The following is a 23,556-nucleotide window of genomic DNA, read 5'->3' as shown; positions in this document are numbered from 1 at the left end:
GCGACGTCAGCGGACGAACCTGTGCAGATCGAGGTCGATGTCTACGGGGAAACCGATGTCGACCTGTAGACGTTTGCGATGGATGCCGGTTGGAACGTAGGCCCGGACCGCCGGCTCGAGCTCGAACGTGTAGATGACGGGCTTCAATTCTTCTTCCTCTTCCACCCGCCAGAAATGCTTGATGCCCGCGTCCGAGTACTTGATTGGCTTTGTGGTCCTGTCTCTTTCTCTCGACTCCGTGGAGACCACTTCAACGGCCAGATGGACGTCGTCAGGAGTGAAGGAGGTGACCCGGCTAGCGAACGCAGAACTCTTGACCACTAGAACGTCCGGTTCTGGCCGCTGCCGCATGCCCAGCGTTACAGTCATCTCACGCGCGATCATAAGACCGGGAGGGGTTTTTATCCCGAGGGTGTGGTCAATGAGCAGGTTTATGACGAGCATGTGGAAGCCCGCCTGCGGCGACATCAAGATGAGGGACCCATCGATCAGCTCGACGTGCTTGGGCGCGTCGGGGGGGAGGTGATCGAGCATGTCGGCGGTCCATCCGCCGGGAGGGCCGGGATAGAACCACTCAGGAAATGCCGCGGTCATCGCACGTCTCCTCAAAAAGCTCACTGTACGAAGCCATTATGCCACGTCAGGTAACCGTCAGGGGAAGTCTCGGCGCTCCTGCGTGCTCCTGCGATACAGCTCGTCGATCTCGTCGAGCGGGTCCGGGGGGCGGCGGCGGGCCTCGATCTCCAGCTCCGTGCGGGAGTGGAGGTCGTCGATTCCGGCCGAGGCGTGCTGGAGCTGGTCACCGAGAAGGTCGGCGCGGATGCGGGCGCACATGGCGGTCAGCTTGGCCTGGTGCTCGCGTAGGCGATTGAGCGTGACGTGGTCGACATATGGCGAGGCGCGGCGTTGCTGGGCGTACATGGCGAGTTGCCCGTCGTGTACGTCGGCCTGCGCGGACAGGTCGGCCAGGAGCCGAGGGAGGTCGCCGAGGCCCCAGCCCTGGCGCTGGGCTTGTTCGACGGCCTGGCGGGTGATCGAGACCTCGCGGCGCAGGTCGAGGCGGAGGCGTTCGACCTCGCCGGCGTCGCCGGCGCCCATGGCGTTTACGTGCGTGGTCAGCTGGGTCGCCGCCTGCCTGGCCTTGATCGCCGCCTTCTGGCCCAGCTTGACCAGGAAGTAGATGCCGACGCCGGCCACCAGGCCGAGGAAGCACAGGACGCCCAGGATGATGAGAAGGACCTCGGCGATCGTCCCCACCTCCTGCTGACTGTCGACTGCCGACTCCTGAACGGTCGCTGCTTAGAGGATAGTGCGAGCGCGGGGCGGGTGCGTGGCCAAGCAGGCTCCGTACTACCAAGCAGGCTCCGTACAACCAAGCAAGCTCCGTACTACCAAGCAAGCTCTTGATTGTTGTTGCGGGTGCGTGATTCAGTTCACGTACCGCGAAGGAGCCACGCATGCTTGACGGCAAGGTAGTGCTCATCACCGGCGGCGCCAGGGGCATGGGAGCCGCGACGGCCCGCCGCTGCGTCGCGGCGGGGGCCACCGTCGTGATCACCGATGTTCTGGTGGAGGACGGCACCGCCACCGCAAAAGACCTCGAATCACGATTTATCCCGCACGACGTGACGAGACAGGATCAGTGGGCTGATGTGGTCGAGGAGGTCCTGGACGAATACGGCCGGATCGACGGGCTGGTCAACAACGCGGGCATCGCCCGCTCGGCGCTCCTTGAGGAGTACACGCTCGACGACTTCGAGCGCGTGCTCAAGGTGAACCTCGTCGGCGTCTTCCTCGGGCTCAAGTCGGTGGTCGCGCCGATGCGCACGTCAGGCGGCGGCTCGATCGTGAACCTGTCGTCGGCGGCCGGCCTGACGGCGCTCCCCGGCACGGGCGGCTACGGCGCGTCCAAATGGGGCGTCCGCGGCCTCACCAAGATCGCCGCGATCGAGTACGCCCCTCACCGGATCAGGGTCAACTCCGTACATCCCGGCATGATCGTCACCCCGATGACGCTCCGGCACGGCGCGGTCTCGGGCGAGGGAGGGTTCCCGCTGGCCGCGGCCGGGCGGTGCGGTGAGCCCGAGGAGGTGGCGGAGACCATCGCGTTCCTGCTGTCCGACGCCGCCTCGTACGTGACGGGCGCCGAGCTGGCGGTGGACGGCGGCTGGACGGCGGGCGAGACCGCCATGCTCCCGCGGACGGAGGCTGAGTGAAGTATGGCGATCGACGAGGTCACCAGGGCGGTCATCGACGCCATGACGGCGGTCTTCCCCAAAGTGGGCACTGAGGTGATGGACGCCGTCGAGGCCCGGCGGATCCTGGCCGAGATGCCCCAGCCGGAGGCGGAGCCGTACAAGGTGGGCCGGGTGGAGAACCGGATGGCCGGTGACCTGCCCGTGCGCGTCTACTGGCCGCCGACGGAGCGGGCGGTGCGGCCGGTGGTCGTGTACTTCCACGGCGGCGGGTTCACGCTCTGCACCCTGGACACCCACGACCCCGTCTGCCGGCTGATCTGCGCGGACGCCGACGTGATCGTGGTGTCCGTCGACTACCGGCTGGCGCCGGAGCATCCGTATCCGGCCGCCGTCGAGGACGCCTACGCCGCGACCCGCTGGGTGTACGAGCACGCCCGGGAGCTGGGCGCCGATCCTGGCAGGCTGGTGGTCGCCGGTGACAGCGCGGGCGGCAACCTGGCGACCGTGACGTGCCTGAAGGCCAGAGACGAGGGCGGGCCGCCGATCGCGCTGCAGGTGCTGATCTATCCCGTCACCGACGCCGCCCAGGACGCCCCCTCGCACGCGGAGAATGCGGAGGGATATTTCCTGACCGCGGCGCACATGCGATGGTACTGGGACTGCTACCAGCCCGACCACGCGAGGCGCGCCGAGCCGTACAGCTCGCCGATCAAGGCGGACGTCAGCGGGCTGCCTCCCGCGCTGGTGATCACGGCGGAGCACGATCCGCTGCGGGACGAGGGCGAGGCGTACGCGGAGCGGCTGCGCGCGGCCGGGGTGGACACGTGGAGCGTGCGTTATGCCGGGATGTTCCACGGGGCCTTCGGGCTGGGCGCCATGCTGCCCGCCGCGAAGGAGGCCGAAGAGCGGGTCTGCGCCACGATCAAGGAGCGGGTGGGGTAAAAGATGCCTTATGCCGATTTAGGGCAGGATATTCGGCTCTTTTATACCGACGACGGCAAGGGTGACGGGCCGCCGCTGCTGCTCGTCCACGGCTGGGGCACGGACTCCCACCAGTGGTCCTGGCACATCGACGCGCTCGCCGGCAAGCACCGGGTGATCGCGGTGGACCTGCGCGGGCACGGCTACTCCTCCGTGCCCGATGAGGGCAACACGCCGCGCGAGATGGCCGCCGACCTCGCCGCGCTGCTGGACGGGCTGGCCATCCCCGAGGTGATCGCGATCGGTCACTCCATGGGCGGGCAGGTCGTCTCCATTCTGGCCGTCGAACATCCGGACAAGGTAGGCAAGCTGGTCGCCCTCGATCCCGGCTACGGCATCACGGCGGACGTCGCGCGGGGCTTCCCGGAGACGATCGCCGCGCTGCGCGGCCCGCACGCGCACGCCGCCGCCGAGCAGCTCGACGAATGGTGCACCAACGCCGCCACCCCGGCCGTCATCAGGCGCTGGCACAAGCGCCGGTTGTACGGCATGGCGCCGCACGTGCTGCTCCAGGCGTTCGAGGCCATGTTCACGCAGCCCGACTCGATCGGGATGCGGCCGGCCAGCGACGACTACCTGACCCGCAGGGAGTGCCCGGTGCTGTCGATCTGGTCCGACCCGGAACGCGCGGCCTGGGAGGCGGGGCTCTGCAAGCATCCGGCCTCGAAGGTGGTGTGCTGGGAGGGCTCCAGCCACCGGCTGCACGAGGAGCGCCCCGGCGAGTTCCTCCTGGTCCTGCGCCGATGGTTACGGGCCTCCTGATCCGTCCTGAGCTGTCCCGTGCTGGTGGCTATGGACTTGCCGCCGTCCGTCTGGCCCGGCGGGCGGCGCGGTAGCGGCGTACTCTCCTGATCGTCCACCAGGCGAGCAGGGCCAGCGCCAGCAGCGCGACGATGACCAGCGCGGGCAGGAACACCGCGATCAGGCTCATACCGAGCGACCCGGCGTCCTCCACCGTGCTGGCGACGGGCGCGCCCACGCCGCCCGTACCCACGTTGATCATCGGACGGGCCGTCGCCTTCAGCGCGTGTACGGCCAGCGCCACCAGGATGCCCAGCAGCCAGCCCGCCCATGGGTGCTCGGCCATCCAGGCCGAGTGGTCCAGTTCCGACGCCGCGTTCGTGGCGCTGAAGACCACACCGCCGGCCGCCGGTCGTACGGCAGTCTGAATGGTGTCGTTGATGCTGTCGACGGCCGGGATCTTGTCGAGCACCATCTCCGCGACCAGTAGCACCGCGATTATGGCGAGCACGCCCCAGTTGGACAGCCACGAGTAGCCGTCGGGCAGCTTCACCCTGTCGGTGAAGTTGGCCAGGATGCCCACCACGAGGAGCGGGATGTAGGCGTTCAGGCCGGCGGCGGTGGACAGTCCGAGCCCTGTCAGTGCGGCGAACATGTTTCTAGTCTGCCCGGACCGCCTCGTCCATGAGGCGGGGCAGACCGGATCCGGTGAACTCGGCCACCGCCCGCTCGTACTTCTCCATGCCCCACGACCAGAAGTCGAAGTCGATGCTCTGGTTGGCGCCGTCCTGGATCGAGGCCCACAACGTCCAGCCGTACTTGGACATGAGCCCGAGCAGCCGGGCTCGCGCGATCTTGTGGCGCAGGCGGCGGCCGTAGTAGGCCGTGACGAGCTCTTCCAGCAGGTCCAGGGACAGGTCCGACTCGCTCCAGATGTTGCCGAGCTCGAAGCAGGGGTCGTTGTTGCCGGCGTACTCGTAGTCGATCAGCCAGAGCCGCTCGCCGTCGTCGATGATGTTGCCGGGGAGCAGGTCGTTGTGACACGGCACCCGCCCCACATCCCGAATAGCCAGACATTTCCGGATCCGCTCAACCTCGGGCATGAAGTCGAGATATTTCGCCGGAAGGCGGTATCCACGGCTCTGGACGATCTCCAGATACCCCCGCTGCACCTCGAACATGTCGAAATCCCGCCCGAACCGGGGCCCCGCGTGCAGCCGCCCGCACACCTCGGCCAGCCGCCGGAGGTTCGCCGGATCGCGCAGATCGGCCTCCGTGAACGTCCGGCCCGGCAGAAAACCCACGATCAGCACCCCGAGCTCCGGCAGATAATCGTGCACCGGCGCCCCCACCCCGATCCGCGCGGCGGCCAGCGAGCAGGTGTGCTCGACGTCCCGGTCGATCGCCAGCAGCGATCCCTCACTGGCCGACACCCGCGCCACATAGGCCCCGCCGGGAACGGTCACCTTGTAGTTGTGGTTGGTCAGCCCGCCGGGCAACTCCTCGATGGAACGCGGCACGCCGGACAGCAGGGGGATGCGGTCGAGGATCTCGGTCATGGTCGATGCTAGCGCCGCCACCCCCTAAACGGTCTAGACCTTTAGTGTAGCCTCGCCCGCATGAGCGACTCGGCCCGCATCGTGATCATCGGCGGCGGCGTGGGCGGCGCCTCCGTCGCCTACCACCTGACCCAGCTCGGCGAACGCGACGTCCTCCTGCTGGACCGCGACGAGCTGACCAGCGGCTCGACCTTCCACTCCGCGGGGCTCGTCGGCCAGCTGCGCGCCGACCCCACGCTGACCAGGATGAATCAGTACTCGGTGGAGCTCTACCGCACGCTCGACGCCGGCTGGACGGAGTGCGGCGGCATCAAGCTGGCCGGCACGCCGGAGCGGATGGCCGAGATCCGCCGCCAGATCGGCTGGGCGCGCACGTTCGGGCTGCCGCTGGAGGAGATCTCCGTCGCTGAGGCGGTCGAGCTGTTCCCGCTGATGGACCCCTCGGGCGTCGTCGGCGCGGCGTACCTGCCCACCGACGGGCAGATCGACCCCTCCGCGCTCTGCTACGCGCTGGCCGCGAAGGCCCGCGAGGGCGGCGCCCGCGTCAGGACCAGGACCCGCGTGCTCGGCATCGACACCGAACGCGGCCGGGTCGCGCGCGTACGCACCGACCAGGGCGACATCGACTGCGAGGTGGTCGTCAACTGCGGGGGCATGTTCGCCGCCGAGATCGGCCGGATGGCCGGGGTGCGGATCCCGATCGTGCCGATGTCGCACCAGTACGTGGTCACCGACGCCTTCCACGAGCACACCGGCCTGCCGACGCTGCGCGACCCCGACCTGCTCGTCTACTACCGGCAGGAGGTCCAGGGCCTGGTCATGGGCGGCTACGAGCGCACCTGCGCCCCCTGGATGGCGGACGAGACCTCCTACGACGCCATCCCGGGCGACTTCAACGGCCGCCTGCTCGCGGAAGATTGGGACCGATTCACCGAAATTTCGGAGAATTCGCGGATCCGTGTGCCGGCCATGGCCGACGTCGGCATCCGTAAGATGATCAACGGCCCGGAGGCGTTCACCCCCGACAACGAGTTCTGCCTGGGTGAGACGGAGGTCGGCGGGTTCTTCGTGGCGGCCGGGTTCTGCGCGCACGGCATCGCGGGCGCCGGCGGCATCGGCAGGGTGATGGCCGAGTGGATCGTCGAGGGCGAGCCCGCCATGGACGTCTGGCACATGGACATCCGCCGCTTCGGCCGCCAGTACCGCTCCCCGTCCTACACCCTCGCCCGCGCGGTCGAGAACTACGAGACCTACTACGACATCCGCTACCCCGGCCACGAGCGTTCGGCGGGCCGCCCGCTCAAGGTCTCCCCGGCGTACGGCTGGCACGCCGCGCACGGCGCCGAGTTCGGCGAGAAGGCGGGCTGGGAGCGGGTCAACTTCTACCGGTCGAACGAGCCGGACCGGTCGAACGAGCCGGACCGGTCGAACGAGCGGGATGGCGGCGACCAGCGGGGTGCGGGTGACCAGCGGGTCGGCGGCGACCAGCGGGATGGCGGTGACGAGCGGCCCCAGGGATGGGCCGGGCGGTTGTGGTCGCCCGCGATCGGGGTCGAACACCGGGCCGTGCGGGAGACGGCGGGCCTGTTCGACGAGACCTCCTTCGCCAAGATCGAGGTCTCCGGGCCGGACGCCGCCGAGCTGCTCGAATGGGTCTGCGACAACCGCGTCGCCCGTCAGGTGGGCGCGGTGACGTACACGCAGGCGCTCAACCGGCGCGGCGGCATCGAGTGCGACTTCACCGTCACCAGGCGGGCCGAGGACGAGTTCCTCATCGTGACCGGCACCGCGTTCGGCTCGCACGACCTGGGCTGGCTGCGCAAGCAGGCCGCGCTCAGGGGCGCCGACGTACGGATCGCCGACGTGACCGGCCAGTACGCCTGCTTCGCCCTGTGGGGACCGCGCGCCCGCGACATCCTCGGCTCGCTCACGCCCGACCCGCTCGCCTTCCCGTTCATGTCGGCGCGGGAGATCACCGTGGGCGACGTGCCGGTGCTGGCGCTGCGGGTGACGTTCGTGGGGGAGCTGGGCTGGGAGCTGTACTGCTCCTGCGAGTACGGCCTGGCGCTCTGGCAGGCCCTGTGGCGGGCCGGGCAGCCGTACGGGCTGCGGGCCGGCGGCTACCGGGCCATCGACAGCCTGCGTCTGGAGAAGGGCTATCGCGTCTGGGGCGCCGACATCGGGCCCGAGACCACACCGTACGAGGCGGGGCTGGGCTTCTGCGTCAAGCTCGACAAGGACTTCCTCGGCAAGGACGCACTCGACCCCGACCCCGAGCGCCGGCTGCGCTGCCTGACGCTGGAGCCGGGCGCGATCGCGCTCGGCAACGAGCCGGTGCGCCTGGACGGCCAGGTCGTGGCGCGGATCACCTCAGGCGGCCACGGCTACACGGTCGGCTCGCCGATCGCCTACGCGTATCTGCCCGTGGGGCCGGGCGCCAAGATCGAGGTCGAGGTGGAGGGCGCCTGGGTGACCGGGACCGTCGTCAGGGACCCGCTCTTCGACCCGGCGGGGGAGCGGGTGCGCTGAGGCCGCCGCGGACGGGTGCGCTGAGGCCGCCGCCGACCGAGGGTGCGCTGGGACCGCTGCCGACCGAGGGCGCGCTGAGGCCGCTGCGGACAGAGATGCGCACCCGGTCGGAGCGGAACAGGTCGCGGGCGAACTCCACCGGCTCCCCGGCCGCCGCGTAGGCGGTGCGCTCGATCAGCATGAGCGGTGTGCCCGGTTCGACGCCCAGCTCGGCGGCCTCGTCGGGCCTGGCGATGACCGGGTCGAGGTGCTCGACGGCGGTGCGCGGCTCCAGGTCGTAGCGGGTGGCCAGCAGGGCGTAGAGCGACCCGCCGAGATCCTCCTCCAGGAAGCCGGGCAGCGCGGGGAAGAAGGAGCGTTCGAGCGCCACCGGCGACTGCCCGGCCGAGCGTACCCGGGCGACGTGGTGCACCGGCTCGCCCACGGCGAGCTCCAGCGCGGCGGCGACGGAGCGGGGCGCGGGGACAGTCGTGGCGACCAGCACTCTGGCCTCGGCCTGGAGATGGGCGCGCCGCATCTGCTCGGTGAACCCCGCCAGCCCCGTCAGATCGCACTCGACACGCGGGTCGGCGACGAACGCGCCCCCCGACCTGCCCGGCGTCCTGACCAGGACGCCATCGTGCTCCAGCGTCGCCAGCGCCTGCCTGAGCGTCATCCGGCTCACGCCCAGGCGCGCCGACAGCTCCCGCTCGCCCGGGAGCCGGTCGCCGGGCTCCATCTCGCCGCTGCCGATGGACTCCAGCAGCCACCGCTCGATCTGCACGTGCGCGGGGACCCCGGTGCCGCGCTCGACCTCGGGTGTCCCGACCACACGCGCATCGTAGCCGGTCACGCCGACAGCCCGGTCACGTCGACGGCCCGGTCACGTCGACGGCCCGGTCACGCCGACAGAGCGGTCAATCCGGGCAGCCGGTCCACCGCGTCGGCGAACTCGCTCACCATCTCGTACACCACCTCGCGAGCGGGCTTGACCTGGTCGAGCTGGCCGACGACCTGCCCGACGAAGTAGTTGGCCAGCTCCACGGCCCCCGGTTCGCCGCGCTCGGCCGCCGTGCCGATACGGGACATCGCGGCCTCGGCCACGAGCATCTGCAGCGGCATCCCGAGCGGGCCGGGACTCTCCTGCCCGGCGTCCCACTCCTCGGTCCAGGCCGACTTGAGCTGCCTGGCCGGCTTGCCGGTACGCGACCTGGACCGGACCGTGTCGAGCGACGAGGCGGCCAGCATCTTCCGCTTCACCGAGGGCGCCGTCTCCGCCTCCTCGGTGGTCAGCCAGACCGAGCCGCACCACACGCCTTCGGCGCCGAGCGCCATCGCCGCCGCCATCTGCCGCCCCGAGGCGATGCCGCCGGCCGCCAGCACGGGCACCGGGGCGACCGCGTCCACGACCTGCGGCACCAGCACCATCGTGGAGATCTCGCCGGTGTGGCCGCCCGCCTCGGTGCCCTGCGCCACGATCAGGTCCGCGCCCGCCGCCACCTGCCTGTGGGCGTGTTCGACGGTGCCGACCAGCGCGGCCACCTGCACGCCCGCCGCCCTGGCCTTGGCCACCATCTCCGGCGGCGGCGGTCCGAGCGCGCTGGCGATCAGGCCGATCGGATGCTTGAGCGCCACGTCGATCAGCCCGGTCGCGCCCGCCGCCGTCACCCGCCTGCCGAACTCGTCCGTCGAGGCGGCCAGCGGCTGCGGCGGAGCGCTCACGCCGTACTTGGACAGCAGGTGCGCGACGAAGTCGCGGTGCCGTTCCGGGATGAAGTCGGTCAGATGGGCGTCGAGATCGAGCGCCGACGCGTCGAGCTTGCCGGGCACCAGCACGTCGACCCCGTACGGGCGGCCGTCCACGCGCTCGTCGATCCAGGTGAGCTCGGTGTCGAGTTGGTCGGGGGTGTAGGCGATCGCGCCCAGAACACCGAAGCCGCCCGCGTTCGTGACCGCGGCCACCACGTCGCGGCAGTGGCTGAAGGCGAACAACGGGAACTCGACACCGAGACGTTCGCAAATGGCGGTCCGCATGGTCCGACGCTAACCGCCAGAAGGTTGTTCGGTCCACCGTATGGGCGGGCAGATCTACGGGCGGATCCCCCCTCTGGGCGGGCGGGGTCAGGAGGCGGTGGCTTGCCGGTCCATGTCCAGCGACATGCCCGGCGTGTGCCAGCCCAGCGCGGGATCGTAGCTGCGCACCAGCTTGGCGGGCACGCCCGCGACCACGCTGTGGTCGGGGAACTCACCGCGGACGACCGCGCCGCCCGCCACCACGCACTGACGGCCGATCCTGGTGCCGGGCAGGATGATCGCGCCCGCCCCGAGCCAGGAGCCCGCGCCGATCGAGACCGGACTGTTGCGCGGCCACTGCCGGCCGATCGGGGTCTCCGGGTCGTCGTAGACGTGGTTCTGGTCGGTGATGTAGACGTACGGGCCGGTGAAGACGTGCTCGCCGATGTCGATCGACTGGTGGGCCACGATGTGCGAGCCCCGGCCGATCGAGCAGCTGCCGCCGATCCGCAGGATCGAGTCCGGGCCCAGGTCGACGCCGGGGCCCATGCCGCAGGACAGTGACACGCGCTCACCGATCAGCGTGTGGTCGCCGATCTCGATCCACCGCTCGCCGAAGATCGCGCCCGGTGGGAAGGCGATGCTGACTCCGTCGCCCAGATGCCGGAAACGGGTGCCGCCCGGACTGGCGGGAGTGATCGCCCCAGCCGTGCGGATCGCCTTGTAGGCACGGTGAATCAGCGCGCCCGTCGCCCGCCGTACTAGTGACATAGGGCCCAAAGTTACCGCTAGGTCATGCCGTTCGGGCATGTCGGGGACGTTGTTTGATATCCTGAGAGCCCGTGGACGCTTCGACCACACATCGACCCACGGGAGCCCCTTTGCGCAGCGCATCGCAAACCAAGCATCTATTCGTCACCGGCGGTGTCGCCTCCAGCCTAGGGAAGGGGCTCACCGCCTCCAGCCTGGGCCGTCTGCTCAAGGGACGCGGTCTCCGGGTCACCATGCAGAAGCTCGACCCCTACCTCAACGTGGACCCCGGGACGATGAACCCGTTCCAGCACGGCGAGGTCTTCGTCACCGACGACGGATCCGAGACCGACCTCGACGTCGGCCACTACGAGCGGTTCCTCGACACCGACCTGCACGGTTCGGCGAACGTCACCACCGGCCAGGTCTACTCCAACGTCATCGCCAAGGAGCGGCGCGGCGAATACCTGGGCGACACGGTTCAGGTCATCCCGCACATCACCAACGAGATCAAGGACCGCATCCAGGGCATGGCGAGTCCTGAGGTCGACGTGGTCATCACCGAGGTGGGCGGCACGGTCGGCGACATCGAGTCGCTGCCGTTCCTGGAGGCCGTACGCCAGATCCGGCACGAGGTCGGCCGCGACAACGTCTTCTTCCTGCACGTCTCGCTGCTGCCCTATATCGGCCCCTCCGGCGAGCTGAAGACCAAGCCGACACAGCACAGCGTGGCCGCGCTGCGCAGCATCGGCATCCAGCCCGACGCGATCGTGCTGCGCTCCGACCGGCCCGTGCAGACGGCGATCAAGCGGAAGATCAGCCTGATGTGCGACGTGGACGAGGACGCCGTGGTCTCGGCTGTGGACGCGGCCTCGATCTACGACATCCCCAAGGTGCTCCACTCCGAAGGGCTCGACGCCTATGTGGTGCGGCGGCTCGGCCTGCCCTTCCGTGACGTGGACTGGAAGGAGTGGGAGGAACTCCTGCGCCGGGTGCACCGCCCGGCCAAGGAGGTCACCATCGCCCTGGTCGGCAAGTACATCGACCTGCCCGACGCCTACCTGTCCGTCACCGAGGCGCTGCGGGCGGGCGGGTTCGCCAACGACGCCCGCGTCAACATCCGCTGGGTCAAGAGCGACGACTGCGAGACGCCCGAGGGCGCCGAGCGCGAGCTCGACGGCGTCGACGGCGTGCTGATCCCCGGCGGGTTCGGCGTCCGCGGCATCGAGGGCAAGATCGGCGCGATCCGCCACGCCCGGGAGGGCAAGATCCCGTTGCTCGGCATCTGCCTCGGGATGCAGGGCATGGTCATCGAGGCCGCGCGCAACCTGGCGGGACTCGAAGACGCCAACTCCGCCGAGTTCGACCCCGACGCCAAGCACCCGGTCATCTCCACGATGGCCGACCAGGAGGACGTCGTCGCGGGCGAGCGCGACATGGGCGGCACCATGCGCCTGGGCAGCTACACCGCCAAGCTGGGCGAGGGCACCCTGGCCAGGCAGCTGTACGGCGGGAAGGCCAAGGTCGCCGAACGCCACCGGCACCGCTACGAGGTCGCCAACGCCTACCGCGAGCCGCTGGAGAAGGTCGGCCTGGTGTTCTCCGGGCTGTCGCCCGACGGCCGCCTGGTCGAATACACCGAGCTGCCCGTCGAGGCCCACCCGTTCTTCATCGGCACCCAGGCCCACCCCGAGTTCCGCTCCCGGCCGACGCGGGCCAACCCGATGTTCAAGGGCCTGATCACCGCCGCGCTCGCCTACGCCGACAGCCGTGTGACCTCGAAGGTGGCCAAGTGAGAGTGGAAGACACGCCCGAGGCGTGGGAAGTCGTCGAATCCAAGGACCGGTTCAAGGGCCGGGTCGTTCAGGTGGTCACCGACACGGTCCGCATGCCTAGGGACACGGTCGCCGACCGCGACTACGCCGTGCATCCCGGGGCCGTCGCGGTCCTCGCGCTCGACGAGCAGGACCGGGTGCTGCTCATCCGGCAGTACCGTCACCCGATGCGCCACCTGCTCTGGGAGCTGCCCGCCGGATTGCGCGACGTAGAAGGCGAACCGCTGGTCACCGGCGCCGCGCGGGAGCTGGCCGAGGAGGCCGGATACCGAGCCGAGACCTGGCACACACTGGTCGATCTCTACACCTCGCCCGGTATGTCCAACGAGCGGGTCCGGGTGTTCCTGGCCCGCGGCCTGTCGAAGATCCCCGAGGACGAGAACGGCTTCGTCCACGAGCACGAAGAGATCGACATGCCGGTCGAATGGGTGCCTTTGCCCGACGCGGTAGAAAGGGCGCTCATGGGAATGATCCACAATTCCCCGACCGTGGCCGGTATCCTCGCCGCATATGCGGCTTCGGTCGAGGGATTCGCCCTGTTGCGCCCCGCCGACGCCAAGGAGGCGTGACGGAAGGACCACTTCGTGGAGGCGGTGCTCTCCAGCTACCTCGCCCACCTGACGGTGGAGCGGGGCCTGGCTGCCAACACGCTGGCGTCCTACCGCCGTGACCTGGACCGCTATTTCGAACACCTGCGCTCACGCGGCCGCGTGTCGCTCGGCGAGGTGGGCGAGGCCGACGTGCTCGACTTCCTCGCCGCGCTGCGGGAGGGCAACTGTGACCACCCCGCCCTCGTGGCCAGCTCGGCCGCGCGGGCGGTGTCGGCCGTCCGCGGCCTGCACCGCTTCGCGCTGCGCGAGGGCGTCACGGCCCACGACCCGGCGCACCAGGTACGGCCGCCGCGACAGCTCCGCAGGCTGCCCAAGGCGATCACCGTCGACGAGGTCGAGCGGCTCATCGCCGCCTCCGGCCCCGACGGCGCGCCGCTGACCCTCCGCAACCGCGCCCTCCTGGAGGTCCTGTACGGCACGGGCGCCCGCATCTCCGAAGCCGTCGGCCTGGCCGTGGACGACCTGGAGGCCGAGCAGGTACGGCTGCGCGGCAAGGGCAGCCGTACCCGGGTCGTGCCCCTGGGCCGCTACGCCCGCTCCGCGCTCGACGCCTACCTCGTCAGGGCCCGGCCCGGCCTCGTGGCCCACGGCCGGGGCACGCCCGCCGCCTTCCTCAACGCCAGGGGCGGCCGGCTCACCCGGCAGGGCGCCTGGGAGGTGCTCCAGGCCGCCGCCGAACGGGCCGGACTCGCCGGTATATCTCCGCACGTTCTCCGTCATTCCTTCGCAACCCATCTCCTTGACGGCGGAGCCGACGTTAGGGTGGTCCAGGAGTTGCTCGGCCACGCCTCGGTGACGACCACGCAGGTCTACACCCTGGTCACGGTCGACAAACTCCGCGAGGTGTACGCAGCCGCGCATCCCCGTGCCCGGCAGTGATCTATAGTCTTTTGCGACGTGCGGCACTTCGGCGTGCCGCCTTGCCGCGTTAAGTGGTGACGCCATAGTGTCCGTCCGGACGGTCCGGTTCGGGATCGTCAGGGAGGTTCGAGCTGGTGACTCTGAAGACCAACGGTTCGACCCCGGGGACCCCCGACAACCCCTGGGGTGACACGAAGACCAACACGCCCTCCGTCGGCGTGAATCTGGGCCCCACCCGGCGTCCCCGCCCGGTGTTCCCCGAACCTGTGGCGCCCGAGATCCACGGGCCCGCGCGGGTGGTCGCGATGGTCAACCAGAAGGGTGGGGTCGGCAAGACCACCACCACCATCAACCTGGGCGCCGCGCTCGTCGAATGCGGCCTCAAGGTGCTGCTCGTCGACTTCGATCCGCAGGGAGCCCTGTCCGTCGGCCTCGGCATCAACCCGCTCCAGCTCGACCTCACGGTCTACAACCTGCTCATGGAGCGCAACGTCACCGCCGAGGACGTGCTGCTGGAAACCGGCGTCGACGGCCTCGACCTGCTGCCCAGCAACATCGACCTGTCGGCCGCCGAGGTCCAGCTCGTCACCGAGGTGGCCCGCGAGCAGGTGCTCGGCCGCGTGATCAAGCCGCTGCTGCCGCACTACGACGTGTGCCTCATCGACTGCCAGCCGTCGCTCGGCCTGCTCACCATCAACGCGCTGACCTGCGCGCAGGGCGTCATGGTGCCGCTGGAGTGCGAGTTCTTCGCGCTGCGCGGCGTGGCCCTGCTTATGGACACCATCACCAAGGTGCAGGAACGGCTCAACGAGGACCTCGAGATCGAGGGCCTGCTGGCCACCATGTACGACGCCCGCACCCTGCACGGCCGCGAGGTGCTCGCCCGCGTCGTCGAGGCGTTCGGCGACAAGGTCTTCCACACCGTGATCAACCGCACCGTGCGCTTCCCCGACGCCACGGTCGCCGGCGAGCCGATCACCACCTTCGACCCGTCGTCCCTGGGCGCCAACGCTTACCGTGAGCTGGCCCGCGAGGTGCTGTCCCGCTGGCCGGCACCTGCGACAATGGCCAGGTGACGGAGACAGAGCCACAAGGGTTCAGGGTCCACCTGGACGTCTTCGAGGGGCCCTTCGACCTGCTCCTCGGTCTGATCTCCAAGCACAAGCTCGACATCACCGAGATCTCGCTCTCCAAGGTCACCGACGAGTTCATCGCCTACATCCGGGCTCGCGGCCCCGAGTGGGATCTCGACGTGACCAGCCACTTCCTGCTGGTCGCGGCCACGCTGCTCGACCTCAAGGCGGCCCGCCTGCTGCCCTCGGGCGAGGTCGAGGACGAAGAGGACCTGGCCCTGCTGGAGGCCCGCGACCTGCTGTTCGCCCGGCTCCTGCAGTACAAGGCGTACAAAGAGGTGGCGAAGGTCTTCTCCGGCCGCATGGCCGAAGAGGCGCTGCGCTTCCCGCGCACCGCGCCCATGGAGCCGCAGTTCGCCAACCTCCTCCCGCAGCTCATCCTCGGCATCAGCCCCGACGACCTCGCCCGCATCGCCGCCCGCGCCTTCGTCCCCAAGCTCCCGCCCACGGTCAGCGTCGGGCACATCTACCAACCGCTGGCCAGCGTGCGGGAGCAAGCCGCTATTCTGGTTGCTCACCTGCGCCGCATGCGGCGGGCCACCTTCCGGGCCCTGGTGGCCGACTGTGACGGCACCATCGAAGTCATCGCCCGCTTCCTGGCGGTGCTGGAGCTCTTCCGGGAGTCCGCGGTCACCTTCGAACAGGTCGAACCACTGGGCGACCTGCACGTGACCTGGACCGGCTCGGACGACGGGGACGTCCTGGTGGGGGACGACTACGAGGAGAGCGCGGAGAAGACGGCTGATGACTGACCGCTTGGACGACACCCCGCCTCGCGAACCCGCCCCCTTGCCCGCCTGGATGACCCTCCCGGGCTCGCTCGCCTCCACGAGCACCGACGACGGGCCGGACGACGAGCCGGAGGCCCCGCTGGCAGTTGACGAGGCGGAGATCGCGCTGGCAGTTGACGAGGCGGAGGTCGCGCCGTCCGAGCCGGAGGCGGACGACCGGCTCCAGAGGCCGTCTCCCGAGCCGGACGTGGACGATGGGCTTCAGGGGCCGTCTCCCGAGCCGGATGTGGATGATGGGCTTCAGGGGCCGTCTCTCGAGCCGGATGTGGATGATGGGCTTCAGGGCGCATCGCTTGAGCTGGATGCGGTCGAGGAGCTCTGGGACGCGTCCATCGTGCCGTCCGGCGCGGAGGCATCCGAGCCAGGCGGCCCGGACGGCGTACCCGATGAACCCGCTGAGAGCGACCCCCAGGGCGGCGGCCCGACGCTCGGGGCGGCGCTCGAAGCCATCCTGATGGTCGTGGACGAGCCCGTCCCCGAAGTGACCCTGGCGCAGGTGCTCGAACGGCCCACCCACGAGGTGAGCACCGCACTCCGGGCCTTGGCCGCGGAATACACCCGAGCCGGGCGGGGTTTCGATCTGAGAGAAGTGGCAGGCGGTTGGCGGTTCTACACGCGAGCCGACTGCGCCGCGCTGGTCGAGCGGTTCGTCCGCGACGGCCAGCAGACCCGGCTCACCCAGGCCGCGCTGGAAACCCTCGCGGTCGTCGCCTATCGGCAACCGGTGAGCCGTGCACGAGTCGCCGCGGTCCGCGGCGTCAACAGCGACGGCGTCATGCGGACGCTCGTTGCCAGGGGCCTGGTCGAAGAGGCCGGCACCGACCCGGAGAGCCAGGCAGTGCTCTACCGGACAAGTTCATACTTCCTTGAACGTCTGGGACTGAAGGACATCGGTGAGCTCCCCGAGCTCGCTCCCTTCCTCCCCGACGACGTGGAAAACCTCGAGGAGAATACAAAGTGATCAACAGGCGCAGCACCCCGTCCGGTGATGGACGCGGTCGTGGACGCACCGGCGGCGCGAGCCGTGGCGGCCGTCCCGCCTTCCGCTCGGACGACTCGCGCGGCGGTTCCAGCCGTGAGGGGTTCCGTGGCGGTTCCCACCGAGACGATTCCCGCGGCGCACCCCGCCGCGATGACAGTGACCGCGGCGCACCGCGCCGCGACGACAATGACCGCGGCTACAGCCGCGACTCCGGAAGCGAGCTGGGCTCCGGCCGCGACTCCCTCCGCGCCGACCGTGGCGGTTCCCGCGCCCGGTACGGCAGGCCCACCTCCGGCGACTCCCGCGACCGTTCCGGCTCAGCGGGCGACCGGGGCGGCTACAACCGTTCCGGCTCGACGGGCGACCGTGGCGGCTACGACCGTTCCTCCCGTGACGACCGGTCGTCACGCGAGCGTACGTACCGCGACGACCGCTCCCCCTCCCGCGACGACGACCGTCCGGCGCCCGGAAGCGACCGCGGCGGCTACTCCCAGTCCCGCGGCGACCGGGGCGGCTACTCGCAGTCCCGCGGCGGCTCTTCACCATCGCGCGGCGGCGACCGAGGCGGATATGGCGCGCAGTCGCGCGGCGACCGTGGCTACGGCGGGTCGTCCCGTGGCGAGCGCGGTGGCTACGGCTCGTCCCCCGGGGGCGACCGAGGCGGATACCGCTCCGACCGCGGCGGCTCCGGCCCTCGGGAGGGTGGCGGCCGTGACGGCTACCGTCCCCAGCGCCGCGACGACCGTGGCGGTTTTCAGGGCGCCCGTAGTGATGACCGGGGTGGCTTCCGTTCCGAGCGTCGTGACGACCGTGGCGGCTCTCGGCCCGAGCGTCGTGATGACCGTGGCGGTTACCAGGGCGCCCGTAGTGACGACCGCGGTGGTTTCCGCTCCCCGCGCCGCGACGACCGTGGCGGTTTCCAGGGCGCCCGTAGTGATGACCGGGGTGGCTTCCGTCCCGAGCGTCGTGATGACCGTGGCGGCTTCCGGCCCGAGAGGCGGGACGACCGGGGCGGTTATCAGGGCGACCGTCGTGACGACCGGGGCGGATCGCGTCCCGAGCGCACAGAGGACCGTGGCGGCTTCCGGGCCGACCGTGGTGGCCGCAGGGACGGCGGTTCCCGTACCGACTCCCCGAGGAGCGGCTACAGCCGCGGAGAGTCCCCGCGGACCGGCAACGGCCGCGGCGAGTCCACTCGTGCCCGCTTCGGACGGCGTGACGACGCCGGCTCGCGCCGCGACGCCGGCCGTCCGAGCCGTACCCCCAGGCGCGACGACGTTCAGACCATCGGCGGGCGTACGTCCGGCGGACGGGACGGGGCGGCCACCGGTGCCCCGCGCGACCGGTTCAAGACCGCTCGCCAGCCCATGCGGGATCGCAACTTCTTCCCCGACGGCTACACCGACGAGCGCGACACCACGGAGGTGCCCGGCGGCGTACGGCTGCAGAAGGTGCTCGCCCAGGCGGGCGTGGCCAGCCGTCGCGCCTGCGAGGAGATGATCGGCGACGGCCGCGTCACCGTGAACGGGCAGGTCGTACGGAGGTTCGGGGCCAAGGTGGACCCGGCGGCGCAGGTCATCCACGTGGATGGCAAGCGCATCCCGACCGCCCCCGACCTGGTCTACTACGCCCTGAACAAGCCCATCGGCGTCGTGTCCACCATGGACGACCCGCAGGGCCGGCCGTGCCTGGCCGATTATGTGGAGGAGCTCGCGCCGAGGCTGTTCCACGTGGGCAGGCTCGACACCGAGACCGAGGGGCTGCTGCTGCTCACCAACGACGGCGAGCTGGCCAACCGGCTGACTCACCCGAGTTATGGGGTGCAGAAGAAGTACTGGGCGAAGGTCCCTGGCCCGATCCCGCGTGATCTCAGCCGTCGGCTCAAGCAGGGCATCGAGCTCGAAGACGGCCTCGCCAAGATCGACTCCTTCTCGATCGTGCAGGAGCACGGCCAGCAGGCGCTGGTCGAGGTCGTTCTGCACGAAGGCCGCAATCACATCGTCCGGCGGCTGCTGGAAGAGGCCGGTCATCGCGTCATCGACCTGGCCAGGATCGAGTTCGGTCCGGTCAAGCTGGGCCGTACCAAGGCGGGCACCGTCAGGGCGCTGTCCCTGAAGGAGGTCGGCGAGCTTTACGCCGCTGTGAAGCTGTAGCGCCGAAGCTGTAATCTGGGCGCTAACGCAGGAGCCCGTGCGAACCTCCGCACGGGCTTCACCGCTATAGAGGGGTGTAATCACATGGTGCGGGCGATCCGCGGGGCGATCCAGGTGGACGCCAACGACCGTGGGGCGATCATCGAGGCGACCACGGAGCTGGTCAGCGAGATGATGGGGCGCAACAAGCTGACCACCGACGATGTGATCAGCGTGCTGTTCACGGCGTCTCCCGATCTGACGGCGGAGTTCCCGGCGCTGGCGGCGCGGAAGCTGGGCTTCCACGACGTGCCGCTGATCTGCTGCACCGAGATCGACGTGCCGGGCGCGCTGCCCAGGGTGGTGCGCCTGATGGCCCACGTGGAGACGGATCGGCCGCGCTCCGACATCCAGCACGTCTATTTGCGCGGCGCCGTCGCGCTCCGCCAGGACATAGCCCAGTAGCGACCGGCTCATCCGCTTCCTGCCACTCGACCGAGCTTCTCCGACGCCCGATAAATCAGGACATCTACATGGCCTCCGAACTCCGTACCGTGCTGGTAGTCGGCACCGGTCTCATCGGCACCTCTATCGCGCTGGCCCTGCGCCAGCGCGGGCTACGCGTGCTGCTCGCCGACCACGACCAGGGAGCGGTACGACTGGCCCGGGAGCTCGGCGCGGGCGAGGAGTGGCACCCAGAGACGCACGCCCGCGAGGAGCAGCATCCAGAGACGCACGCCCAGGCCGCTTCGGCTTCGGGTGAGTCCGGCGAGACGATCGATCTCGCGGTGCTCGCGGTGCCGCCCGCGCTCATCGCCGGAGAGCTGCTGGCCCTGCAGCGCAACGGCACCGCCACGTTCTACACCGACGTGGCCAGCGTCAAGGTGGAGCCCATCGAGCGGGCCGCCCAGCTGGGCTGCGACATGTCCACCTACGTCGCCTCCCACCCACTGGCCGGACGCGAAAAGTCGGGCCCCGGAGCCGCCAGGGCCGAGCTGTTCCTGGGCCGCCCGTGGGCGCTGTGCCCCACCCCCGACGCCACGCCGGAGGCCAGGGCGGCCGTGCTGCGGCTGGTGGAGCTCTGCGGCGGCAACCCCATCGAGGTGGACGCCGCCGAGCACGACCAGGCCGTGGCCGTCGTCTCCCACGCGCCTCACGTCGCCGCTTCGGCGGTCGCGGCCCGGCTGGCGGACGCGTCCGACATCGCGCTCGGCCTGGCCGGGCAGGGCGTACGTGACGTCACCAGGATCGCGGGCAGCGACCCGGGCCTCTGGCTCGGCATCCTGTCGGGCAACGCGACTCCGGTGGCCGAGGTGCTGGAGGCCGTCTCCCACGACCTGGCCGAGGCCGCGACGGCGCTCCGCGCGCTGGCCGACGGCGACGGCACCGCCACACAGGAGCTGACCCAGCTGCTCAAGCGCGGCGTTGCCGGACATGGCCGCATCCCCGGCAAGCACGGGGGCCCCGCGCCGGCGTACGTGGTGGTCCAGGTCGTCGTCGGTGACCGCCCCGGCCAGCTGGCCAGGCTCTTCCAGATCTGCGACGAGGTCGGGGTCAACGTCGAGGACGTACGCCTGGAGCACGCTCCCGGCCTGCCTCTGGGCATCGCCGAAGTCTCCGTGCAGCCGGACGCGGCGGCGGTGCTCACCAAGGCCCTGCACGAACGGGGCTGGCAGGTCCCCTGAAGCGGGTGCCGTCCTTCACCCCGATTACCGGAACGACCGGAGGCCACCGTTGCCCTCGATTCACGACTTCATGACCTGGGAGCCGCTGCTGAGGCTCCTGCGGGCGGGCAACGTGAAGAATCTTGCCGCCCCGGGCGGCCACGTGGCGGGACGGATCGGCCGCAGCGGGTGGAGTCTGCCACTGCCGCCGCGATTCCCACGGCCAGGCCAAGCCCTCCAGGCTGAGGACATGCAAGACGAGGTCGATGCAGTGGAACGGGTGCAAAGCGCGCTCGCAGATGTCGGCGCCGACGGCATCTCCTTCGCGGCGGAGATCTCGCCTAGCGGGCGGACCGTGCTCTACCTACTCAATCCCAGCCCCGCCGTTGAGACCGGCAACGGGCCGCATCCGGGATCGCTCATCCTGGTCCAGGGCTCCGTCCCGGAGCCCTGGCGCCGCCTTCCCGATTCAGTGCCTGGGACGGTGCCGGCGCCGTCGATGGATCTGGCGTTGCTGGAGCGGACCCTCCGTGAGCGACTCCCCGGCGCCACCGGCGCCACCGAGGCGGAGATCGCCGCCACGGAAGCGCGCCTCGGCGTTGCGTTGCCCGACGAACTCAAGGTGCTCTACCGGGTAACGCGGGGGCGGTGGCAGGACTGGGGCGGCGACTACGCGGCAGCGAACCGCGTCGTCGAGGCAATCGGCTGCGAGCTCTTCCCACTGGATGACCTGTACATCGCCGACGCGCCGTCCCGTCCCTGCCCGTGGCGGTTCGCGGCGACGGAGGCGGTCGTCACCCCGCTCGACGCCGCGGTGCAGGGGCTGGTCGGCTCACCCGGCTGGATCGCCTTCGGTGACAACGGCGGCGGCGATCGGATCGCGGTCGACCTCACCCCAGGCCCGCGCGGACACGTGGGGCAGATCATCGTGCTCGACCACGAGCAGAGCATCGGCGCCGCCCTGCTCGCCGGCTCCCTCACTGACCTGGTGGTGAACCAGCGCGGCGACTGGCACTCCGACCATCGCAGCGACGAACCGCCAGCCGTGGCCTGGATCAACGTCCGGAGCCTGACAAGCGTCCAGGCCGCCGTCCACCCTGAGCTGGAGGTCCTGCGCATCGGCGTCTGGGACGGCGAACCTTTCAGCCTCGCGCCCGTCATCGGGCTGCCTCGCTTACGGACCCTCACCGCCTACCCAGGCACGCTCGCCGACCCGTCGCAGATCGCCAAGCTGACCGGCCTGGAGTTCCTGGAACTCGGGCCCGAGGAGTGGCGCGTCCTCCTCGACGCTGGAGCCGTCCCGCGCGGCCTGTCGGCCGCCGCCATCGAGGTGCACGGCAATCGCCACCCGCTCCCGATCACGGCCATCGCCAACGAACTCCTCGCCCTCTGGAACCGGCCCCCGATCACCCAGACCCTCATCGAGGGCCACCTCGGCCCCGCCGCGTAGTCAGCGACAACAACCAGCGGAATCGACGGCTCGCCCGCCTGGCCGCTGGGAAAAGTTCGTGGACAGCTCACTCGACGGCCGATGTCACATCCCTGGCGGCTCGCTCCGTCTTCAGTGCGGAATTCAACCGGAGTTCGCAAGGAGCCAGGGACATGACGAACATCCTGATACTGGGCGCCGGCTACACGGGCATCGCGGCCGCGATCAGGGCCGCCACCCGCACGCGCCGTCACGGCGGCAAGGTCACGCTGGTCAGTGCCGCGCCGCGGTTCACGGAGCGGCTGCGGCTGCACCAGACCGCCGCCGGTGAACGGCTGCGGGACCACCCGATCGCCGACATCGTCGCCGGCACGGGCATCGACCTCGTCCTGGGCCGCGTGAGCGCCCTCGACCCCGCACGGCACGAGGTCACCGTCAACGGCGACGGCGCGGACCACGGGCGCGTGATCGCGTACGACAAGCTGATCTACGCGCTCGGCACCGTCACCGACGCCTCGACCCCCGGCGTGGCCGAGCACGCCTACGTCTACGACGACCACGACCAGGGCGTACGCCTCGCGCGACGGCTCGATGAGCTCGGCCGGGGGACGGTCGTCGTGGCCGGCGGCGGCCTGACCGGTGTCGAGTCGGCCACCGAGCTCGCCGAAGCGCACCCGAACCTGCGCGTCGTCCTGCTCAGCCGGGGGCGCCCGGGCTCCATGATGGGTGAGAAGGCCCGCGCCTATGTCGAGCGGGCGATGGACCGGCTCGGCATCCGGGTACGCGACGATGCCGAGATCACCAAGGTGCTGCCGGACGCCGTCGAGCTGGCCGGGGGCGAGCTGGTCCACTCCGACGCGACGCTCTGGACCGCCGGCACCAGGGGCCTGTCCCTGGCCGCCGAGGCTGGGCTGACGGTGGACGCGCGGGGCCGGATCGTGGTCGACGCCGCGCTCCGCTCGGTGTCGCACCCGGATGTCCACGCCGTGGGTGACGCCGCCGCGGTGCGCCAGCCGTACGGCATCATGCACGGGACCTGCCAGGGCGGTATCCCGACGGGCCTGCACGCGGCCGACGCGCTCGCCGACGGGCTGCGCGGCCGTCCGGTGAAGGCCTTCCGGTTCGGGTACGTTCATCAGCCCCTCAGCCTCGGGCGCCGGGACGCGGTCATCCAGTTCACCCACCCCGACGACACACCGCGCAGGGCGTACCTGAAGGGGCGCTGGGCCATCGCCTACAAGGAGACGGTGAGCGGCAGCCCGATACCCACCTACCGCTTGCTCAAGCGCGGGCTGGTGCCGGTCGGCCTGTTCCGGCTGACGGCCGGATTCAGGTGATGGGCGCGTGCCGCCAGAACTTGGCGCGGAT

Annotated in this window: 21 protein-coding genes and 1 pseudogene; 15 read left to right on the top strand and 7 right to left on the bottom strand. The window is 70.4% G+C overall.

The window, feature by feature from the left end; genetic code table 11:
• Positions 1–6 precede the first annotated feature (6 nt).
• Together AB0H88_RS00470 and AB0H88_RS00465 are read right to left on the bottom strand one after the other, a co-directional pair.
• Positions 7–594, bottom strand: coding sequence for a Uma2 family endonuclease (locus AB0H88_RS00470; protein ID WP_357639340.1), 588 nt, complete (start codon positions 592–594; stop codon positions 7–9).
• Positions 595–651: 57 nt separating this feature from the next.
• On the bottom strand, positions 652–1,257 hold the full coding sequence (locus AB0H88_RS00465; protein WP_357639337.1) for a hypothetical protein: 606 nt from the start codon (positions 1,255–1,257) through the stop codon (positions 652–654).
• 200 nt (positions 1,258–1,457) lie between these two features.
• On the opposite strand from AB0H88_RS00465, the gene AB0H88_RS00460 reads away from it, so the two are divergent.
• Genes AB0H88_RS00460 through AB0H88_RS00450 form a run of 3 tightly spaced genes read left to right on the top strand, consistent with a single transcriptional unit; the run spans position 1,458 to position 3,941 of the window.
• Positions 1,458–2,216, top strand: a complete 759-nt coding sequence (locus tag AB0H88_RS00460) for a glucose 1-dehydrogenase (RefSeq protein ID WP_357639334.1) — start codon at positions 1,458–1,460, stop codon at positions 2,214–2,216.
• A gap of 3 nt (positions 2,217–2,219) precedes the next feature.
• The gene (locus AB0H88_RS00455) at positions 2,220–3,140 is read left to right on the top strand and encodes an alpha/beta hydrolase (RefSeq protein ID WP_357639332.1); all 921 of its coding nucleotides are present in this window, start codon (positions 2,220–2,222) and stop codon (positions 3,138–3,140) included.
• 3 nt (positions 3,141–3,143) lie between these two features.
• Complete coding sequence (locus AB0H88_RS00450) at positions 3,144–3,941, top strand: alpha/beta hydrolase (RefSeq protein ID WP_357639329.1); 798 nt, start codon at positions 3,144–3,146, stop codon at positions 3,939–3,941.
• 28 nt (positions 3,942–3,969) lie between these two features.
• Here the strand turns inward: AB0H88_RS00450 and AB0H88_RS00445 are convergent, their stop codons facing one another.
• Both AB0H88_RS00445 and AB0H88_RS00440 read right to left on the bottom strand, forming a co-directional pair.
• Positions 3,970–4,575: a DUF4126 domain-containing protein gene (locus AB0H88_RS00445; protein ID WP_357639327.1), complete on the bottom strand. Its 606-nt coding sequence runs from the start codon at positions 4,573–4,575 to the stop codon at positions 3,970–3,972.
• A 4-nt stretch (positions 4,576–4,579) separates the two neighbouring features.
• The gene (locus tag AB0H88_RS00440; protein WP_357639324.1) at positions 4,580–5,479 is read right to left on the bottom strand and encodes a phosphotransferase; all 900 of its coding nucleotides are present in this window, start codon (positions 5,477–5,479) and stop codon (positions 4,580–4,582) included.
• Positions 5,480–5,539: 60 nt separating this feature from the next.
• On the opposite strand from AB0H88_RS00440, the gene AB0H88_RS00435 reads away from it, so the two are divergent.
• Positions 5,540–8,008, top strand: a complete 2,469-nt coding sequence (locus AB0H88_RS00435) for an FAD-dependent oxidoreductase (protein WP_357639321.1) — start codon at positions 5,540–5,542, stop codon at positions 8,006–8,008.
• Here AB0H88_RS00435 and AB0H88_RS00430 read toward each other — a convergent pair.
• The 3 genes from AB0H88_RS00430 to AB0H88_RS00420 all read right to left on the bottom strand — a co-directional run bounded on the left by AB0H88_RS00430 (position 7,965) and on the right by AB0H88_RS00420 (position 10,771).
• The gene (locus AB0H88_RS00430) at positions 7,965–8,819 is read right to left on the bottom strand and encodes a GntR family transcriptional regulator (RefSeq protein WP_357639318.1); all 855 of its coding nucleotides are present in this window, start codon (positions 8,817–8,819) and stop codon (positions 7,965–7,967) included. The two genes, AB0H88_RS00435 and AB0H88_RS00430, sit on opposite strands and share 44 nt — an antisense overlap.
• A 68-nt stretch (positions 8,820–8,887) precedes the next feature.
• Positions 8,888–10,021 carry a nitronate monooxygenase family protein gene (locus AB0H88_RS00425; RefSeq protein WP_357639316.1) on the bottom strand — a complete coding sequence of 378 codons (1,134 nt, stop codon included), beginning with the start codon at positions 10,019–10,021 and terminating at the stop codon, positions 8,888–8,890.
• An 87-nt stretch (positions 10,022–10,108) separates the two neighbouring features.
• Positions 10,109–10,771 (bottom strand): acyltransferase, encoded by a 663-nt coding sequence (locus AB0H88_RS00420; protein ID WP_357639314.1) that lies wholly within the window; start codon positions 10,769–10,771, stop codon positions 10,109–10,111.
• Positions 10,772–10,881: 110 nt separating this feature from the next.
• Here AB0H88_RS00420 and AB0H88_RS00415 point away from each other — a divergent pair, with 110 nt between their 5' ends.
• The 11 genes and pseudogenes from AB0H88_RS00415 (at position 10,882) to AB0H88_RS00365 (ending at position 23,525) form a co-directional block, all read left to right on the top strand.
• Positions 10,882–12,546 carry a CTP synthase gene (locus AB0H88_RS00415; RefSeq protein ID WP_357639311.1) on the top strand — a complete coding sequence of 555 codons (1,665 nt, stop codon included), beginning with the start codon at positions 10,882–10,884 and terminating at the stop codon, positions 12,544–12,546.
• Positions 12,543–13,154, top strand: a complete 612-nt coding sequence (locus tag AB0H88_RS00410; RefSeq protein WP_357639308.1) for an NUDIX hydrolase — start codon at positions 12,543–12,545, stop codon at positions 13,152–13,154. The genes AB0H88_RS00415 and AB0H88_RS00410 overlap by 4 nt, the downstream gene beginning before the upstream one ends.
• Positions 13,155–13,169: 15 nt before the next feature.
• Positions 13,170–14,075, top strand: a complete 906-nt coding sequence (locus tag AB0H88_RS00405; RefSeq protein ID WP_357639305.1) for a site-specific tyrosine recombinase XerD — start codon at positions 13,170–13,172, stop codon at positions 14,073–14,075.
• 206 nt (positions 14,076–14,281) lie between these two features.
• Positions 14,282–15,133 carry a ParA family protein gene (locus tag AB0H88_RS00400; RefSeq protein WP_357641949.1) on the top strand — a complete coding sequence of 284 codons (852 nt, stop codon included), beginning with the start codon at positions 14,282–14,284 and terminating at the stop codon, positions 15,131–15,133.
• Positions 15,130–15,942: a segregation/condensation protein A gene (locus AB0H88_RS00395; protein ID WP_357639302.1), complete on the top strand. Its 813-nt coding sequence runs from the start codon at positions 15,130–15,132 to the stop codon at positions 15,940–15,942. The genes AB0H88_RS00400 and AB0H88_RS00395 overlap by 4 nt, the downstream gene beginning before the upstream one ends.
• A 478-nt stretch (positions 15,943–16,420) precedes the next feature.
• A pseudogene (gene scpB, locus AB0H88_RS00390) lies at positions 16,421–16,942 on the top strand (SMC-Scp complex subunit ScpB); the annotation flags it as partial.
• Entirely contained in the window at positions 16,939–19,116 is a 2,178-nt protein-coding gene (locus AB0H88_RS00385) for a pseudouridine synthase (protein WP_357639300.1), read from the top strand. The pseudogene scpB and the gene AB0H88_RS00385, both read left to right, overlap by 4 nt.
• An 84-nt stretch (positions 19,117–19,200) precedes the next feature.
• A complete protein-coding gene (gene aroH / locus AB0H88_RS00380; protein WP_357639298.1) occupies positions 19,201–19,560 on the top strand; it encodes a chorismate mutase in 360 nt (119 codons plus the stop codon).
• A 68-nt stretch (positions 19,561–19,628) separates the two neighbouring features.
• A complete protein-coding gene (locus tag AB0H88_RS00375) occupies positions 19,629–20,780 on the top strand; it encodes a prephenate dehydrogenase (RefSeq protein ID WP_357639295.1) in 1,152 nt (383 codons plus the stop codon).
• A 250-nt stretch (positions 20,781–21,030) separates the two neighbouring features.
• The gene (locus AB0H88_RS00370; RefSeq protein WP_357639293.1) at positions 21,031–22,209 is read left to right on the top strand and encodes an SMI1/KNR4 family protein; all 1,179 of its coding nucleotides are present in this window, start codon (positions 21,031–21,033) and stop codon (positions 22,207–22,209) included.
• Between the two features lie 152 nt (positions 22,210–22,361).
• On the top strand, positions 22,362–23,525 hold the full coding sequence (locus AB0H88_RS00365) for an FAD-dependent oxidoreductase (protein ID WP_357639290.1): 1,164 nt from the start codon (positions 22,362–22,364) through the stop codon (positions 23,523–23,525).
• The last annotated feature ends 31 nt before the right edge of the window (positions 23,526–23,556 follow it).

The organism is Nonomuraea sp. NPDC050680 (genome assembly GCF_040654555.1).
In the GTDB taxonomy this organism is placed as follows: domain Bacteria; phylum Actinomycetota; class Actinomycetes; order Streptosporangiales; family Streptosporangiaceae; genus Nonomuraea.
This window is presented reverse-complemented; position numbering and strand designations above follow the sequence as displayed.

Coding starts and splice junctions, on each gene's coding strand:
- AB0H88_RS00470 (WP_357639340.1), bottom strand. CDS start 594: ATGACCGCGGCATTTCCTGAGTGGTTCTATCCCGGCCCTCCCGGCGGA.
- AB0H88_RS00460 (WP_357639334.1), top strand. CDS start 1,458: ATGCTTGACGGCAAGGTAGTGCTCATCACCGGCGGCGCCAGGGGCATG.
- AB0H88_RS00455 (WP_357639332.1), top strand. CDS start 2,220: ATGGCGATCGACGAGGTCACCAGGGCGGTCATCGACGCCATGACGGCG.
- AB0H88_RS00450 (WP_357639329.1), top strand. CDS start 3,144: ATGCCTTATGCCGATTTAGGGCAGGATATTCGGCTCTTTTATACCGAC.
- AB0H88_RS00445 (WP_357639327.1), bottom strand. CDS start 4,575: ATGTTCGCCGCACTGACAGGGCTCGGACTGTCCACCGCCGCCGGCCTG.
- AB0H88_RS00440 (WP_357639324.1), bottom strand. CDS start 5,479: ATGACCGAGATCCTCGACCGCATCCCCCTGCTGTCCGGCGTGCCGCGT.
- AB0H88_RS00435 (WP_357639321.1), top strand. CDS start 5,540: ATGAGCGACTCGGCCCGCATCGTGATCATCGGCGGCGGCGTGGGCGGC.
- AB0H88_RS00425 (WP_357639316.1), bottom strand. CDS start 10,021: ATGCGGACCGCCATTTGCGAACGTCTCGGTGTCGAGTTCCCGTTGTTC.
- AB0H88_RS00420 (WP_357639314.1), bottom strand. CDS start 10,771: ATGTCACTAGTACGGCGGGCGACGGGCGCGCTGATTCACCGTGCCTAC.
- aroH (WP_357639298.1), top strand. CDS start 19,201: ATGGTGCGGGCGATCCGCGGGGCGATCCAGGTGGACGCCAACGACCGT.
- AB0H88_RS00375 (WP_357639295.1), top strand. CDS start 19,629: ATGGCCTCCGAACTCCGTACCGTGCTGGTAGTCGGCACCGGTCTCATC.
- AB0H88_RS00365 (WP_357639290.1), top strand. CDS start 22,362: ATGACGAACATCCTGATACTGGGCGCCGGCTACACGGGCATCGCGGCC.